Source organism: Chitinophaga sp. 01L420 (assembly GCF_056399985.1).
This window is the reverse complement of record NZ_JBFTSK010000010.1, coordinates 167,528-185,224: the sequence shown is the minus strand read 5'-3', so window position 1 is coordinate 185,224 and position 17,697 is coordinate 167,528. Positions and strand designations below refer to the sequence as shown.

12 protein-coding genes are annotated in these 17,697 nt (G+C 44.8%); 11 read left to right on the top strand and 1 reads right to left on the bottom strand.

Going from position 1 to position 17,697, the window contains the following annotated elements:
• Both AC1DP6_RS12905 and AC1DP6_RS12900 read left to right on the top strand, forming a co-directional pair.
• Positions 1 to 288 (top strand): hypothetical protein (locus AC1DP6_RS12905; protein WP_477055193.1); only part of this gene is annotated, 288 nt, incomplete at its 5' end.
• Positions 289 to 451: 163 nt separating this feature from the next.
• Positions 452 to 2,869, top strand: a complete 2,418-nt coding sequence (locus AC1DP6_RS12900) for an ABC transporter permease (RefSeq protein ID WP_477055192.1) — start codon at positions 452 to 454, stop codon at positions 2,867 to 2,869.
• Here the strand turns inward: AC1DP6_RS12900 and AC1DP6_RS12895 are convergent, their stop codons facing one another.
• A complete protein-coding gene (locus AC1DP6_RS12895) occupies positions 2,870 to 4,180 on the bottom strand; it encodes a sensor histidine kinase (protein WP_477055191.1) in 1,311 nt (436 codons plus the stop codon).
• Between the two features lie 182 nt (positions 4,181 to 4,362).
• Between AC1DP6_RS12895 and AC1DP6_RS12890 the strand changes: the two genes are divergently transcribed.
• The 9 genes from AC1DP6_RS12890 (at position 4,363) to AC1DP6_RS12850 (ending at position 17,663) form a co-directional block, all read left to right on the top strand.
• Entirely contained in the window at positions 4,363 to 4,980 is a 618-nt protein-coding gene (locus AC1DP6_RS12890; protein WP_477055190.1) for a SusD/RagB family nutrient-binding outer membrane lipoprotein, read from the top strand.
• Between the two features lie 177 nt (positions 4,981 to 5,157).
• The gene (locus AC1DP6_RS12885; RefSeq protein ID WP_477055189.1) at positions 5,158 to 5,760 is read left to right on the top strand and encodes an RNA polymerase sigma factor; all 603 of its coding nucleotides are present in this window, start codon (positions 5,158 to 5,160) and stop codon (positions 5,758 to 5,760) included.
• A 187-nt stretch (positions 5,761 to 5,947) separates the two neighbouring features.
• On the top strand, positions 5,948 to 6,886 hold the full coding sequence (locus tag AC1DP6_RS12880) for a FecR family protein (protein WP_477055188.1): 939 nt from the start codon (positions 5,948 to 5,950) through the stop codon (positions 6,884 to 6,886).
• A 102-nt stretch (positions 6,887 to 6,988) separates the two neighbouring features.
• Entirely contained in the window at positions 6,989 to 10,348 is a 3,360-nt protein-coding gene (locus AC1DP6_RS12875; RefSeq protein WP_477055187.1) for a SusC/RagA family TonB-linked outer membrane protein, read from the top strand.
• A gap of 18 nt (positions 10,349 to 10,366) precedes the next feature.
• On the top strand, positions 10,367 to 12,160 hold the full coding sequence (locus tag AC1DP6_RS12870; RefSeq protein ID WP_477055186.1) for a RagB/SusD family nutrient uptake outer membrane protein: 1,794 nt from the start codon (positions 10,367 to 10,369) through the stop codon (positions 12,158 to 12,160).
• Between the two features lie 127 nt (positions 12,161 to 12,287).
• A complete protein-coding gene (locus AC1DP6_RS12865; RefSeq protein ID WP_477055185.1) occupies positions 12,288 to 13,403 on the top strand; it encodes a glycoside hydrolase family 76 protein in 1,116 nt (371 codons plus the stop codon).
• A gap of 63 nt (positions 13,404 to 13,466) precedes the next feature.
• On the top strand, positions 13,467 to 14,354 hold the full coding sequence (locus AC1DP6_RS12860; protein WP_477055184.1) for a hypothetical protein: 888 nt from the start codon (positions 13,467 to 13,469) through the stop codon (positions 14,352 to 14,354).
• A 106-nt stretch (positions 14,355 to 14,460) separates the two neighbouring features.
• Complete coding sequence (mrdA, locus tag AC1DP6_RS12855; RefSeq protein ID WP_477055183.1) at positions 14,461 to 16,413, top strand: penicillin-binding protein 2; 1,953 nt, start codon at positions 14,461 to 14,463, stop codon at positions 16,411 to 16,413.
• 326 nt (positions 16,414 to 16,739) lie between these two features.
• A complete protein-coding gene (locus AC1DP6_RS12850) occupies positions 16,740 to 17,663 on the top strand; it encodes a hypothetical protein (RefSeq protein ID WP_477055182.1) in 924 nt (307 codons plus the stop codon).
• Positions 17,664 to 17,697: the final 34 nt, after the last annotated feature.

The window sequence follows — 17,697 nt, the reverse complement described above, 5'->3', positions numbered from 1 at the left end:
AGTTACGATACGAAACCTGCAGCTAAAAATAAAGGTGCTTATGATTTTGTGCAGGTATTTGCACTTACACAATCTGAGCTGGAAAAACTGGTGAAGGTGCATGTGGCATCTGGTAAACCGGATTGTATTTTCTGGGCCTGTTATCCTAAAGGCAGCGGTAGTATTAAAAGCGATATTAAGCGGGAAACGGTATGGACAGCTTTTGAAGCAGTTGGGCTGGAGGCCGTAACGAGTGTGTCTATAGATGATACCTGGACTGCGTTAAGAGCAAGGCCCATCAACAGATAGTGTTTGTTCGGAATCGGACATATTATGTGCTATTTACGGGCATTCGCCCGGTGCGGAATTATTGTAAAGCGTTGGTAATCAAAAGACTTCCTTTCCGGCATTTATTTGGAGCAACCAACCTTCAGTTGATGTGTCTATACAAGGAACTTCTATAATTCGCACTATGTTTAAAAATTATTTCAGGATAGCATTACGTAATTTATGGAGAAACAAAGGGTTTTCAGCGATTACGATTTTCGGGTTGGCTATAGGCATGGCTACCTGTTTGCTGATCACCTTATTTGTAACAGATGAATTGAGTTACGATAAATTTAATGAGAAGGCTAATCGCATTTTTCGTGTGGATGCAGATTTTTTTGTGAATGGCAATGCTTTTAAGGAAAGATATTCACCCAGTCAGTTGGGACCGGTATTAATGCAGGATTATCCACAGGTGGAGAATTATGTACGTTTCTTTCAGCAAGGTAATATAATGGTAAGAAAGGGTACTTCCACGCTGTTAGAAAATAACGCCAGTTTTGCAGATTCTTCGTTGTTTGATGTATTTACCCTGCCTATGATTGCGGGTGATCCTAAAACCGCGTTAACGCAGCCACATTCTATTGTGATTTCTGAACGCATGGCACTCAAATATTTTAACAGCACTGATGTATTAGGGAAAACTTTATTGACAGATAATGTGAATACCTACCAGGTAACCGGGGTAATAAAAGATGTGCCTGACCAGTCGCATCTGCACTTTGATTTTATCCGCGCTATGTCTGAACTGGAGGACAGTCGCAGTGCGCAGTGGATGGCAGATAACTACACCACCTATATACTGATGCGGCCGGGAGGAAGCAGTGGGCAACTGGAAGGGTATCTGAAGGGAGCTACTCAAAAATATATGGAGAGTTCTCTGAAAAAAATGACGGGTAGTACTATTGCGGATGTTGAAAAGAACGGTGGCCATTTTGGATATGTGGCGTTACCTCTTTCCAAAATTCATTTGCATTCTCCTTTGTCCAGCGAGGTGGAGCCTTCCGGGAATATTCAATATGTGTATATTTTTATTGCAGTAGCTATCATCATTTTGCTGATAGCCTGTGTAAATTTTATGAACCTCTCTACAGCCCGTTCTGCCGGACGTTCCAAAGAGGTAGGGGTGAGGAAGGTACTGGGTTCCCAGCGGTCATCACTGATTTTTCAGTTCCTGACGGAGTCAACACTGACCAGCTTTTTCGCCTTGTTACTGGCTGTCGCTATTGCCATATTGCTGTTACCATTCCTGAATCAGTTATCAGACAAGCATATGATGTTGAAGACAACATATCTGATCTGGATGATTCCTTTTTTAGTAGTGACAGCTGCGGCAATAGGTTTGCTGGCGGGGAGCTATCCGGCATTTTTCCTGTCTGGTTTTGAACCGATGAAGGTGTTGAAAGGTAAGCTGTCAGGTGGTTTTAAAGGGAGTTGGTTGAGAAATAGTCTGGTGGTATTTCAGTTTACCGCTGCTATTTTACTGATAGTGGGTACGTTGGTTATCAAAAACCAGTTAGATTTTATCCGCAATAAAAAACTCGGATATAATAAAGAGCAAATGCTGGTATTAGGAAATACTGCTGCGCTATGGACACATGCCAAAAGCTTCCGGCAGGAAGTACTGACGATTCCAGGGGTGGAAGCAGGTACGATGACGGCTTCGCTGCCTACCGATGTGGCAATAAATACCAGTATTTATTCCAGGGATGCCGGAAATAGTAACGGACAGGTAATGGGAATAAATGACTGGTATGTGGATGCGGATTACATTCCCACTATGGGTATGCAGATGGCTGCCGGCAGAAATTTCTCGCCAGACATGCCTTCTGATACTACTGCGTTCCTGTTAAATGAAACCGCTGCAAAATTGATGGGTTTTACAGATGTGAATGATAAGTACCTGTATGATAATAACAATGGTAAGGCACAGATAAAGCTGATCGGTATTGTGAAAGATTTCAATACCGGATCTTTAAAAAATAGAATACCGCCCCTGGTGTTTCGTCTGGGTGAATATCGTCGTAAAATGATATTCCGGGTGCGCACCGCCAATATTCAGCAGGTGATTGCACAGATCAAAAGTAAATATGAGGCACAGGAGGGTATGAGCGGACAGCCTTTTGTATATTCTTTCCTGGATGATGATTTTAACCGGTTGTATGTAGCTGAGCAGCGCACTGGTAAGATCTTTATTTCCTTTGCCGTGCTGGCAGTGTTGATTGCTTCCTTAGGGGTGTTTGGGCTGATTACTTATGCCGCGGAACAGCGTACCCGGGAAATAGGTATCCGCAAGGTGCTGGGCGCCTCAGTAACCGGTATTGTAACGCTGTTATCAAAAGATTTTCTGAAACTGGTATTACTGGCCATCGTTATTGCTACACCGCTTGCCTGGTTTATGATGAACCGGTGGTTGCAGGACTTTGCTTACCGCGTGCAGATCAGCTGGACCGTATTTGTATCGGCAGCCTTTATTGCTATCCTGATAACGATGTTAACAGTGAGTTACCGGGCTATCCGGGCAGCAGTGGCCAACCCGGTCAACAGTCTGAAAGCAGAATAGCTAAATAGCCAGCGGAAGCTCCAGGTAAAAGGAGCTTCCGCCATGTTTATTATTTTCAAACCAGATCTGTCCCTGTTGTGCAGTGGTATACTCTTTACAGAGAAACAGGCCCAACCCGATTCCTTTCTCGTTGTCGGTGCCGAAGGTAGAGCGTACTTTCAAAGAAAACATATCTACCTGCCTGGAGGCGTCAATGCCTGCGCCGCTGTCTTTCACCTCAATTAAACATTTATCACCCTTTCTGCTGGTGGTAATAAAAATAGAGCCGCCCGCCGGTGTAAATTTGGCCGCATTACCTACCAGGTTACGGACAATCAGTTGCAACATGTTTATGTCTGCCATTACTTTAATAGAGGCGTCTATATTGGTGTCCAGGCTGATTTTCTTTTTGGCTACGGCCATTTTATTAATTTTCAGAATGGGCAGTATGGCTGCCGCTACATCTACCGGAACGAGGTTTACATTGAGTCCATCCATTTGTGTTTTGGACCATACGAGTATATTATACAACATCTCCTGTGTACTGTTTACCACATATAGTAGCTCCGTTTCTATCTGTATTTTGTTTTGAGGGTCAATTTCTATTTCCCGCATCAGCTGAAGATAGGATTGGATAGATGCCAGCGGGTTGCGGAGGTCATGGGAGATGAGCGAGAAAAGCTTGCTTTTCTCTGTATTCATGGTTTCCAGCGAACGGGTTTTTTCTTCTCCCTGCTTCTTTTCCTTGGTGTAGGCAGTCTTCAGGTAAATGGTGCCTACGAAAATAACGACCACATTAATAATGTAGGTGGGGGTCATATCTGCAAAGATGTCTTCCCTTGTTTTGTAGACTTGTTGAATTGCCAGGGGATGATAATACTCATAAGCGATCAATCCCAGTACAGTAAAGAGGTTGAGGCCTATCCACCAGTAATATTGTTTAGCCGGTGAAATCAGCATGGTCAGGAAGAAGGCTAGTGTAAAGGATAACAGGGAGGCGCCTTCTATACCGCCACTGTAGAAGTAGTTGATGGCAAATGCCACGTTAATCATGATCACAGAAATGGCGATGCATAGATTTACCATCTTCCGGTATCTTGATAAATAATAAATACCGGCAAATGCCAGTACCAGGATAGAAAAAATAAACGAGGTAACTGTGAGCCCCGTTATGTAGTTGTAAGGAACATTAATGGCAATAATGATGAGGGCAATTGCGCAAATGGCATTAAAGATGCGGTTTTCCAAGGTAAACTGCTGAGGGTCTCCTACGATAAAGTGTGAAAGTGTTTTCACTCGTTGTGATAGATTTCGGGTACCGGTTGTTGACATATGACGAATTTAAGCAAAAACAACTGCTAAGTACGTGAAAGTACTCTCTCAGGGCAAAATCATATTATTGTAATCTCATATTTTTTTTCGGTATTCTTCTTACAATTTGATTTTTTTTCAAAAAGATAAGCAGTACAGCCAAAATGTAATTCAGATCGTTATGAAAAGCAATATCCGCGCCATTGGTGAATAATTTGCAGGCCAATAATGATCCCCGTTTACCCAAATTCGGAGACAAGGCGGGAGATGGTTTATATCACGGACAGGCGTATGGGGTGATCAACACTAATTTTTCCTCTATGTCGTTGCTGGGTGCCGCCATGCGTAAGCCGGAATCGCCGGTATATTTTTATACCGTTGCGGAAGTACAGTTTGCGCTGGCCGAGGCGGTGAAGTTAACCTGGATACCTGGTACCGACGCAGATGCTGAATTGTATTACCTGGCAGGCATTAAAGCATCGATGCAGCAGTTTGGGGTATACACCGATGCGGCCTATGCCGCCTGTATTACCTCGCCCGGGGTGGTATACAGTCCTGCTAAAGCGTTGGAGCTGATAGGTACGCAGAAGTGGGTAGCACTTTTCCTGAATGGATGGGAAGCCTGGTATGAATGGAGGAGAACCGGGTTCCCGAAATTATTGCCGCCGGCGAATGCACAAACCCGTGACGGACAAATACCCCGCAGGCATGGGTATCCGTCCGGGGAGGCGCTGCTGAACAAGCAGCATTATGATGAGGCAGTACAGCGCATTGGCGGGCCGGATGATCTGAGCAGCCGGGTTGGGTGGGATAAGCAGTAGAAATAGCTTTTAGCCATTAGCTTTTAGCTTTTAGAAAAAATGCAGCGAAGATGAGCCTTTACGCTTCTCTTTTCGCTGCATTTTTTCTAAAAGCTAAAAGCTAATGGCCAAAAGCTAAAAGATTATCATTATTTTTCGTCCGCGGGAAGTTATAAAGGTATCCACCCACTTTTTAATATGCGCGAACAAATGTTGAGTGATGGAGATTTATTACAGCTTATAAAAAGAGATGATACAGCTGCTTTTGAATCGATTTATGATAAATATTGGCAGGCCCTTTATTTAAAGGCTTGTCAGCGCGTGGATAAAGATGAGGCGAAGGATATGGTGCAGGAGGTGATGATTACTTTATGGAGAAGGAGAAATGATATCACCGTACAGCAGGAAGGAGATCTTGGCCGATATCTCTTTACAGCTATCCGCTACCGGGTGATCAGCTATTATGCTTTTAGTGCCGCAGAAATTAAGAAGGCCGGTTTTTTTGATCATTTCGATGAGCATATTGCCACAGATACGCTGGAAACCAAAGAGCTGCAAGCTCGCATAGATAAAGAAATTGGCCGGCTGCCGGCCAGAATGCAACAGATATTCCGCCTGAGCCGGGAAGATGATTACACCATTGCCGACATTGCAAGAACACTTAACATATCAGAGCAAACCGTGAAGAACCAGCTGACAGATGCCTTAAAAAGGCTGCGCATCTCTCTTAAAGCCTCTTCTACAGGAGAATGGACCCTGGTATTGGTATACCTGTTCATTCATTTACATAATACTAAGTAGTCCGTACAACCAAGCGGCCTACACAGTTACTATACTTTCCCTTTTTAATAGGTGTCACTCCTGCTATAGGAGCAGCTACGTATTGTCGATAGTACAGCTTCTCCCGGAGGGAAAATTATTTTCAGATTTTTTTATACAGACTAGTACCGAACATTATTTTTTCAGATAAGTAATAAAATCGCGCGCAGTGGAAGTCAGCAAAATCAGGCAACTCTTCAAGAAGTATATGCTGGGTCATACCTCCGGGGAAGAAAACCAGGTGATCGATCACTGGTATCAGTCGTTCGATGATACCATGCTCCCGGAAATGGATGAAGCAGAAGAGGCCCGCGTAAGGCAGGAAATCTGGGGTGGTATCCAACCCCAAATTGTAGTAGCTAAAACGTTTTATCTCACTCCCCGCCGCCTGATAAAGGTCGCCGCCGCCGTATTACTAGTGGCAGGAACCGGCGCCGCCTGGTGGATACTACACCGTACCACGGTTCCCACTTATACCACCTATATCACCCGTAACGGGGAAAGGATCAGCATTCACCTGAGCGATGGATCCACTGTAGCATTAAATGCCGGCTCCACCATCCGCATACCGGATGATTTATCCAGAACAAGAAAGCTGGAACTGGTAGACGGAGAAGTGTTTTTTGACGTACACACCAACCCCAACATACCCTTCACGGTAGAAAGTGGTCCGCTCCGCACCACCGTATTGGGTACCGCTTTTAACATCGCCGCCTATAAAGGCATACATACCCTCAGCATCGGCGTCATATCCGGTAAAGTAAGCGTGGCTGCCAACAACGACAATATCCAGGTGCTGGAACAAGACCAGGAGCTGGTATATAACAAAGACAACGGGCACATGAAAGTATCAACGGTAGACGAGAGCTTACCCGGATGGAAAGAGGGCAGACTGATATTCAATGATGTATCCTTTAATGATATGGCCGTGCTGATGGAAAAGAGTTTTGGCATCACCATTACCACCACAGCAGAACACGTAAAAGCAACCAGATATACCACGGAATTGCCAACAGGTATGGACCCGCAGAAAGCAGCGCAGGTGCTGGCGGCGATCCATCACCTGAAAGTACGATCTATAGACAAGCACACTGTTATTTACGAATAATAAAACAATGTATCACCAAAGCTAATCGCTTACAAACACTACGTACTAATGCCACGTAAATGGAACCTTTCATTAATGTTAACAATTAATGCCTAACCACGTATGAAGAAAATTGTAGAAAATTTCAAAAAACGATTGCTGGCAGTCGTTTTGATCCTCATCTGTGCCCCAGCCTATGCCGGACAGGGTCAAATACTGCAGGAAACCAGCGTAACGATTGCATTGAAAGGCGGTAGCCTGGAATCAGCGCTGAAAGAACTGCATCGCCGCACTAAAATTACTTTTGCCTATGACCGGCAACTGATCAGTGCTTATAAAGTAGAACGCCTCTCTTTCACCAACGAAAGACTGGACTATGTGCTGGCAAAAATATTACAGCATAAATCCCTCGGATTTGCAGAAGTGAATGATATTGTGGTGATCAGCAAACTGACTACTCCTGCCGCCACCACCGCTGCCCGAAAGGATGCGGTGGTTTCGGGTGTTATCCGCGATGAAAACGGCAAGCCTTTACCCGGTGTAAGCGTAGCCGTTAGAGGACAAAGTACCATGACCACCACGGATGCCGAAGGCCAGTATAAGATCATCGTAAAATCTGCGGCAGACGTATTGTCTTTCAGTTTTATCGGCTATGAAACCGTAGAAGCACCGGTGGGAAGTCAGTCTACCATCAACGCGCAACTGAAACTGTCCAGCAAATCACTGGGTGAAGTAGCGGTAGTAGGTTTTGGCACCCAGCGCAAAGTAAGCCTGGTAGGTGCACAGTCGACCATTAAACCATCTGAATTCAAGCAGCCCGCATCAGATATTTCCACTATGCTGGCAGGCCGTATTTCCGGTGTTATTGGTGTGCAACGTTCCGGCGAACCGGGAAAGAGTGGCGCCGATATCTGGATCCGCGGTATTGCTACTTTTGGTAATGGCAACAAAGCCACACCACTGGTATTGGTAGATGGTGTGGAAAGAGCCATCAATAATATTTCTCCGGAAGACATTGAATCCTTCACCATTTTAAAAGACGCCGCAGGAACCGCTGTATATGGTGTTCGTGGAGCCAATGGCGTGATATTGCTGAAAACAAAGACCGGTAAAATAGGCAAACCACAAATCTATTTTGATTACAATGAAGGCGTTAACTCATTTACCAAAAGACCGGAAATGCTTGATGGCGTTACCTACATGAACCTGGCCAATGAAGCTGCCACTACACGTAATCAAAACCCTATCTATTCCCAGGAGAAAATTGATAAAACAAAGGCTGGCGCAGATCTGCTGCTGTACCCGGATGTAAACTGGATGGATGCCGTATTCAATAAATACGGTCATACCCGCAGTGCTAATCTGAATGCCAGCGGTGGCGTGGAAAATGCCCAATACTATGTATCACTGGGCTACTTCAATGAAAGTGGTTTCCTGAAAACAGATGAGTTGGCGAAGTATAATTCTTCCTTAAAATATAACCGCTATAATTTTACCTCTAACCTGAATCTGAAAGTTACCAAAACAACCAAACTGGATGTAGGTTTGCAGGGCTACTTTTCCAATGGTAATTATCCTGGTGTAGCCAGTCATGATATTTTCCAGAGTGCCATGGATGCCTCGCCGGTAGCGTATCCTATTATGTATCCGGGCAACCTGGTACCAGGACAATCCGCCAACGGTGGTTTCCGCAACCCTTATGCAGACCTTACCCGCAGAGGATACCGCAATGAATTTAAGAACCAGCTGTATTCCAATATCAGGGCTACACAGGATTTGAAAATCATTACGCCAGGTTTATCTGCCACCGCCATGTTTGCCTTTGATACCTACAACCAAAACTTTATTGTACGGTCAAAAAGAGAAGACACTTATTATCCGGATATGAATAATCCGTATAAACCGGATGGCTCGCTCAACCTGGTGAAAACATATACCGGAGATGATTACCTGGGATTTGATAAATTAGATGGCGACCGTCAGACTACCCGGCAGTTTTATACAGAAGCTGCTGTCAATTATGACCGCGGTTTTGGAAAGCATCATGTAACCGGCCTCGGTTTATTTTACACCAGTGATAAGAGTAATACGCTTGCCGGAGATTTTATTGGTTCTATTCCGGAGCGTTACCTGGGCCTGGCGGGTAAAGTCGCTTATTCCTATGATGACCGCTATTTTGCAGAGTTTAATTTCGGCTATAACGGATCTGAATTGTTTGCACCAAAAAACCGTTTTGGTTTCTTCCCTGCCATTGGTTTGGCCTGGGTAGCCTCTAATGAGCACTTTTTTGCACCACTTAAAGATGCGGTTTCTTTCCTGAAATTCCGTTACTCCAATGGTAACACCGGTTTGGGTAGTGCGGCAGAAAGGTTCCTGTATATCACCAATCTGAATTCAAATGATAACAGGTACAAATACGGAACCGGCTTTGTGGATAATGGCGCAGGCATCAGCATTAACCGTTATGCCACAGATGTGCGCTGGTCAGTATCCAACAAACAGGATCTGGGCATTGAGCTGGTAACATTGGGGGATCGTTTGAGAATTAATGTAGATATATTTAAAGAACATCGTTCCGGCATCTTCCTGCAAAGAGCGTCCAATGTATCTTTCATGGGATTGGAAAATCAGCAGTATGGTAACCTCGGTATCGTAGATAATAAAGGACTGGATGCAAATCTGGAATACCGGATGCGGATAGGACAGGTAGATATCAACGTACGTGGTAATATCACCTGGAATAAAGATAAGCTGATAGAAGATGACCGTCCGCCACAGCTGTATCCATGGATGGAGCATCGCGGCAACAATGTGAATGCCCGCTATGGCTATATCGCAGAAGGATTGTTTGTTGATCAGGGACAAATTGATAAAAGCGCCGTACCTGGTGATAAGTCACAGGTAAAACCCGGAGATATCAAGTACAAAGATTTGAATGGTGATGGACTCATCAACTCCGCGGATATTACCAAAATTGGTCGTGGCGACGTACCTGCTATGGTATATGGTTTCGGAATGGACCTGGCTTATAAAGGTTTCAGTTTCGGCTTTTTATTCCAGGGTGTTTCCAATGCAGACCGCCTGTTGGCAGGTAGTGCCATCATTCCTTTCAACGGAGGAGGTGGTGTTACCAATGCTTATAGTATTGCTACCGACAGATGGACCGTAGATAACCCAAGTCAGGATGTATTTTATCCCAGGCTGGCATATGGTGAAGCAGAGAATAAAAATAACACACAAGCCAGCAGCTGGTGGGTAAAAGATGTGAGCTTCATCCGCCTGAAACAGGTACAGCTGGCCTATAACCTTCCTGCGCACCTGTTACAACGTATTGGTATCCGGAATTCTTCCATTTACCTGCAGGGGATCAACCTGCTCACTTTCAGCAAGTTTAAGTTATGGGATCCTGAACTGAATACAGACAACGGGTCTTCTTACCCAAGCGTAAAGACCATCTCATTGGGGGCTAACTTAAGGTTTTAATCAAACAAGCAACTGATCATGAAAAAGCTATTATATATTTTCCTGGCCATAGGGTTATTATCTTCCTGTAAGAAATTCCTGGACCAGGTACCGGATGACCGGTTAACCATTGATGAAACATTCAGGACCTGGTCCACCGCACAACGATTCCTGGACAATGTATACAGCAGGATTCCGGATGAATTCGGACAACGTAATCCCGGTGATAATACCAACCGTGGATTATGGACGGGTGGCTGCGATGAGGCAGATTACGTATGGGGATTTGTGCAGTCGAATGATGTAAATATTGGTAACTGGGATGCCAAATCCGGTTTTGTTGGTGACTACTGGAGAAACTTTTACAAAGGTATCAGAGCAGCCAGTGTTTTTATAGATAACGCGGATAAAATTACTGACTTAAGCCCGGATCTGAAAGACCAGGCCAAGGCGCAGGCCAGGGCACTGCGTGCCATGTATTATTTCTACCTGATGCGTATATACGGTCCCGTTGTATTGATGGGGGAGAAGCCGGTATCGGTAGACACAACACTGCAAATTCCGCGTAATTCGTTCGAGGAATGTGTCAACTATGTRAGTGATGAATTACTGAAGGCAGCAGCCGTGTTRCCCAAAGAATATTCTTCTACTACCGTAGGTCATATTACCAAAGGTATTGCGCTGGCTTTCAGGGCCAATGCCATGATGTATGGTGCCAGCCCGCTCTTTAACGGTAATACAGATATGGCGGCGTTGAGGAATAAAGATGGTAAGCAACTGATTGGTCAGTCGGTAGATCCGCAGAAATGGAAAGATGCTACTGCTGCCTATAAAGCTTTCCTGGATGAATTTGTACCGGGTACTTATAAATTGTATACCAGGACGTATGCTAACAATGAAAAGAATGCTTATCTCGATTGCCGGGATGTATTCCTGAATGACTGGAATGAAGAAGTGATTTTTGCCCGTCCGGATAATTCCCTGAACTCCCGTCAGTATGAAATGACACCTTATCATAGTGGTGAGAATTCGAGAGATGTGAGAGGCAGTGGCGGTTTGGGTGCCACGCAGAATATGGTCGATGCCTTTTTTACAAAGAATGGCCGCAGTATTGACGATCCGCTTTCCGGATATGTAAAAACGGGGTATTCAGATTTTAAGGCGCCGAACGATAAAGTGAGTGCCAGCATTTATAATCAGTGGGTAGGCCGTGAGCCAAGGTTTTATGTAAATATCACTTATGATGGCAGCCATTGGTTAAACAGGAATTATCCGGACCTGATTACGCGGTTATATAGTACCGGTAATTCCGGTAAGAGAACAGGGGGGAATGATTATACCCCTACCGGTTATATTGTGCGCAAAGCCATGGGCCTGGATAAATGGGATGTAGGTGGTCGTACGCTGATGCTGATCCGTTTGGCCGAAATATACCTGAGCTACGCGGAGTGCGTGAATGAATCTGATCCGGGTAGTGCCGAAGCATTGAAGTATGTAAACCTGATCAGGGAAAGAGCGGGTATTCCTTTGTATGGTTCAGCTGAATTACCGGCACCCGCCGGACAGGCAGCCATGCGCGAAGCCATCCGCAAAGAACGCCGGGTGGAACTGGCCTTTGAAAACAATCGTTTCTTTGATGTGCGCAGGTGGAAGATCGCAGAGCAAACAGAGAATGGACCTATCTATGGTTTGAACATCAGTGCCGATCTGCCTGATTTCTTAAAAGTAGTGCCTTTCGAAACACGTGTATTCAGCAAGCGACATTACCTGTTCCCGATCCCTTCTGATGATGTGGACAATGACAGACAACTGATCCAGAATTTAGGCTGGTAAAATATTTTGAATTACGAATTAGGAATTACGAATTACGGATTTGTGGGGAGATATCCGCGTTTACCATCTACCCACAAATCCGTAATTCGTAATTCCTAATTCGTAATTCTTCCTTTAACCCGATCATATGAGCAAGATTACCTGTATACTTTTTGCTACGCTGTTATTGCACAGCAACTGTTCCAAAAGCACTACAAAAGAAGATCCGGTAGGCCCGGCGCCGGTGCAGGGAGTATCTTTTACTATTAAAGATGCCAGTACCGCCTATAATACGTTTAACCAGTATTTCTACAGTACCAATGATAAACTGTATTACGCCAATACAGAGAAGAAAGATATCGGTGCTATCTGGACCCAGGCTATCTACTGGGACATGGCGATGAATGTATATAAGCGTACTAAGGATGCAGCAGACCTTAAACGGGTTACTGATATATACGAAGGTGGTTACAACCACTATGATAAATACAACTGGAACAACACCCGGGAGTGGTTTATTTATGATGATATCATGTGGTGGGTAATATCCCTGGCCAGGGCACATCAGCTCACCGGTACCAAAGAATACCTGGATTTTTCTGTGTCCGGTTTCAAACGGGTATGGGATGGTTCCTATGATCCGGTGAAGGGAGGCATGTTCTGGGATTTTAATCACAGTGGAAAAAATTCCTGCATCAATTTTCCTACCGTCATAGCTGCCATGACGCTCTATAAAATTACTGGTGATGACAGCTATTTACAGAAAGCGAAAGACGTGTACAACTGGGGTATGAATAACCTGTTTGATCCCAATACCGGCAGGGTTGCCGATAACAATGTCAATGGAAATAAAGGTTGGTCTGATTATACCTATAACCAGGGCACCTTTATTGGTGCAGCGGTGATGTTGTATACAGTGACCGGCACGAAAAGCTATCTTGACCAGGCCAATCTGGCGGCGACTTACACGCAGAAAACCATGAGCGATGTAAACGGTATTATGCCGGCAGAAGGTGATTGGAATGAGCAGGGAGTATTGAAAGCTATTTTGGGTGAGTACATAATGCTGCTGATTACCGATGCTAAACAAACACAGTTCCTGCCCTGGATGCAGAAAAATATTAATGCCGCCTGGGGCAACCGGGATGTTACGAGGGGACTTACTTACCGTAATTATAAGGTGCCTTGTGTAACGGGGGTGCTGCAATCCTATGAGGCCAGCAGTGCTGTGTATATGATGCAGATCTGTCCTCCGGCAAAATGATAAGGACCATCGTTTTCAGGAGGTAAAGTGTTACTTTTGGGTTTCAATATCTATTTATACCTCATGAAAACGATGGCTTTTTTTGCGTTTGTTTGTTGCTCCTTCCTTATTACGGCTGTAGCTTTTGCCCAGGAAACTGAGCCTGATATGCGTACCTGGAGTTTACAGGTAAATGACTCCCGTTATATTTTTGCAGATACTGCCTTTGTGCGTATCAGCGCGGATACCAAACAACCTCCTATAGACACGCTTTTAACCGGTGATGATATTACGGTTACCGCCATTACTGATAAGCTGCTTACCCTGAAAGGGCTTAAAGGTCCCTGGTTAGAGATAAAATATAAAAAGAACGGTATCGATAAAGAAGGATTCCTCTGGCAGGGATTAGTATCTTTTGCACCTATGCGCAGGGGTGATACTAAGTTTGTGTATGCCATTGATCGTCATGTAGATTCAACGGTTATCGACAATGGTATTAAAACTGTTTCAAAGATGTTCCTGGTAAAGCTGAAAGTGGTGCAGGCCGGGAAGCTGATGGCTACCAGTTCCTGCCTCATATATGACGGGGAAGATGCTAATTTTACAGAGTCTAAAATAATGAGCGGGCTGGGACTTTCCAACGTACAGAACATTATCACGTTGGGCTTTAACGGGGCAGCCTGTGGTGTACCTTCCAATTTTTACTACTTTGCCTGGATGAACGGTGGCCGCCTGGTGCCATTGCCGGATAGATATACCGTAGGTGATGCTGGAGCTTTTTATCACGATGAAACGTTTACTTTCCCGGCAGAAAAGAATGGGCAACCTGATATGATCTTCTGGAATATGGTGGAGGAAGTAGCGACAGAGAAAGTGGATAAGAAAGGAGAACCGATTATGACTGTGACAAAAGACGCCGCAAAATACAGTTGGGATGGTGTGAATGGTACCTTCAAAAAAGAAGGGAAGTAAAGTTGGTGATCTCATCATTTGTAATGGCCGCTCATCTATTTTTCTATACAGAACTGTTTTTATGAAATAGTTTTGTAATTCTAAAAGATGCCCGCCATCACTTACCATGTCCGTTTATAATCAGCCCAGGAAACTTGTTGTAATATTCATTATCACAGGATTAGTTTTAATTTTTGCTGCGAGGTTGCTCTACCTGCAGGTAATCGATAAAAAGTATGTGCGGTTGGCGGATGCCAACGCTGTCACGCGGAAAATTGTGTATCCCAGCAGGGGCATCATTTTCGATCGTCAAAACCGGAGTATTCTCAGTAATGATATTTTGTATGACCTGGTGGTTACACCTGCTGCCGTCAGGAAGATAGATACGGCCTACCTCTGTAATATTCTACAGATAACGACCGAAGAATTCAAATCGCGTATAGCCGATGCCGTGAAGAAAAACGGGCGGGTACGTCCTTCCGTTTTCGCGGGGTTATTGTCTCCCTCCACTTACAGTCGTTTGCAGGAAAGTATGTACCTGTTCCAGTCCGGCTTTGAGCTGGTACAACGGCCGGTACGTGCTTATCCTTATAAGGCGGCTGCCAATATACTGGGCTATATCGGTGAAATATCGCCGGCTATGCTGAAGATGAAAGGGTATGCTGATTACCAGTCGGGTGACTATGTAGGGTTGACTGGTTTGGAGAAAACGTATGAGTCGATATTAATGGGGCAACGGGGTACACAGTATATTATAAAAGACAATTTAAACCGACCCCAGGGATCACTGGAGGACGGTGTGTTTGATACCGCTGCTATTGCAGGTAAAAACCTGCGGCTGTCACTGGATATTGAATTGCAGGTGTTGGGAGAACAACTGATGCGCAACAAGATAGGCAGCATCGTAGCCATTGATCCGCAGAGTGGTGGTATCCTGGCGATGGTGAGCGGGCCTGTTTTTGATCCTAATCTGCTCACCGGTAGTTCCCGTACAAAAAATGTCAGCAAGCTGTTTACGGATCCTACAGAACCGTTCCTGAACCGGGGTATACAGGCTACCTATCAGCCAGGATCTTCCATGAAACCACTAACGGCCATAGTAGCACTGGATGAGGGACTGATTACACCCGACTTCGGATATCCCTGCCGCGGGGCTTATAACGCCTGTGGACATATTGTTCACTGTATGCACAGTGAAGCTGGTCATGCCAGCAACCTGCGTATTGCCATGGCGCATTCCTGCAATTCCTATTTTATGCACCTGTACCGGATGGAAGTAGACAATAATAAATGGGGGGGTGTAAAAAAAGGACATACCAAATGGAAAGAGTACATGTCTAAATTCGGACTGGGGCATAAACTGGGTATTGACATACCGGGTGAAAGCCCGGGTATAGTGGCTGATACTACCGTGTTGAACCGGCTCTATAACGGCAATTGGAATTCCTGTTCTGAATTATATGTAGGCATGGGGCAGGGGCAGGTAGCGGTAACACCGCTGCAGATGGCCAATGCGATGTGTATGATCGCCAACAGGGGCTTCTATTATATACCGCACCTGGTGGAGTCGATTGACCAGGATAATTCTGATCTGCTGAAAAAATACAAGGAAAAGCATGTGGTAGCAAACGTATCTGATACCGCATACCGGTCTGTTATTTTTGGGATGGAAGATGTAATAGAACATGGTACCGGCAGGGGCGCTCACATGGACGGAATTGACGTATGTGGTAAAACCGGCACCGCAGAGAACAGGGGCATCGTAGATGGCAAAGTAGTAGACCTCAAAGACCATTCTGTATTTGTGGCCTTTGCCCCCAGAGATCATCCCCGGATTGCTATTGCAGTGATTGTGGAAAATGCCGGTATGGGTTCCACCTTTGCAGTACCTATTGCCAACCTGATGATGGAAAAGTACCTGTGGGATTCCCTGCCTGTAGCAAAAATGCTGACAATGAAACATATGCTGGAAACAACAACCATTTCAGCTGCCAAGCTGGAGTTATCGAAGATCGACTCTTTAAATACCACTACAGGTGCATTAACCGCAGCAGAGATGCTGAAGCAATATTTTCATTAATCAAAATTTTTGATGTAACTTATTAGGGCCTTCCATACGTGGAAGGCCCATTGTATTTTTATTTATTCCACGTTATTATTAACCATGAATAATTACTATCAGGTTGCGCTTACCCGCCTTTATAGCAAGAAACCGTTTAATAATATTGAGTTCATATAACATCTTTACTTTGTGTTGTAATCCGTAAAGAAGCAGGTCCACGCTGCTATGACGATGATTATGTAAATGAGCAACTGTTTCCGGTTTCATGAAGAGAGCGAGTACCAGATCTTAACCCGATGCAGAACCCAGGCTATTCATATTTGTTACTTTAAAATTCACCTCACATGAAAAAACTCCTCCTGTTTTTATTGAGCGGCAGCATTGCGCTCTTATTTACACAATGTAGTAAACAGGCCAATGGTGACCTGGATTCCCTAACCGGTAAGCCATTGCAGGTGTCAGCTGCTGCTACTTCTGCGCTGGCTTGTAACTGTAATGAAAGCAGCAATAAAATTACCGGTGCCAATGCCAGCGCATGGGCCGTACAGTTTGCACCGTTATTAAAATTCGACCAGGCGGCGCCTGATTATCCTACCTCTGTAGAAGATGTGTGGATTAGTACCAGTCCGGCGAGCATCGTTTGCGGTGGTACACTGGTGCTGACCAATAACACCCCGCCCCGTAGTTTGCTATTTCCAACTTACTATGAAGTACAGGTAAGTCCCAATGACGCCAACAGAATATTTGTGGATTACTGGTGGCTGTATAAGCGTCAGGAGAATTGCTTTAGTAACTTGGGTGGTCATGATTATGACCTGGAGCATGTAGTGGTCCAATTTAACCGGTCTACCCAGCAGGCAATCACGGTTACTTATTTTCAACATGCCGGTTGGTATACCAAGAAAGCATCTAATGTAATATCAAATAACCAGATACAGGTATTTGTAGGCAAGATTGCCCACGGCAGCTATCATTTCAGAAATACGATCAGCTTCCCCGGTTATTCCTGCAGCTACTGGGGCGATTACCGGAATCCTAATGGTACTAAAGATGAAGCCATTACCGGTAACAACCTGGTGGAGATGTCATGTAATATTACCCAGTTCAATTTCAACGGTAGCTGGGGAAGCCCTGGTAGTGGTCCGCTTTATCGCGACCGCGCTTACTGGAACTACACTTCCTGCAGAGGCACCGATGGCGCATTGGGTACTGTAGATGGTTGCAGTCAGTGTGATTATAGCAATACCGCATTGATAGGAAGTTTATAAAATAGTTTGTTAATAATAAGGCCGTTCCACTCTG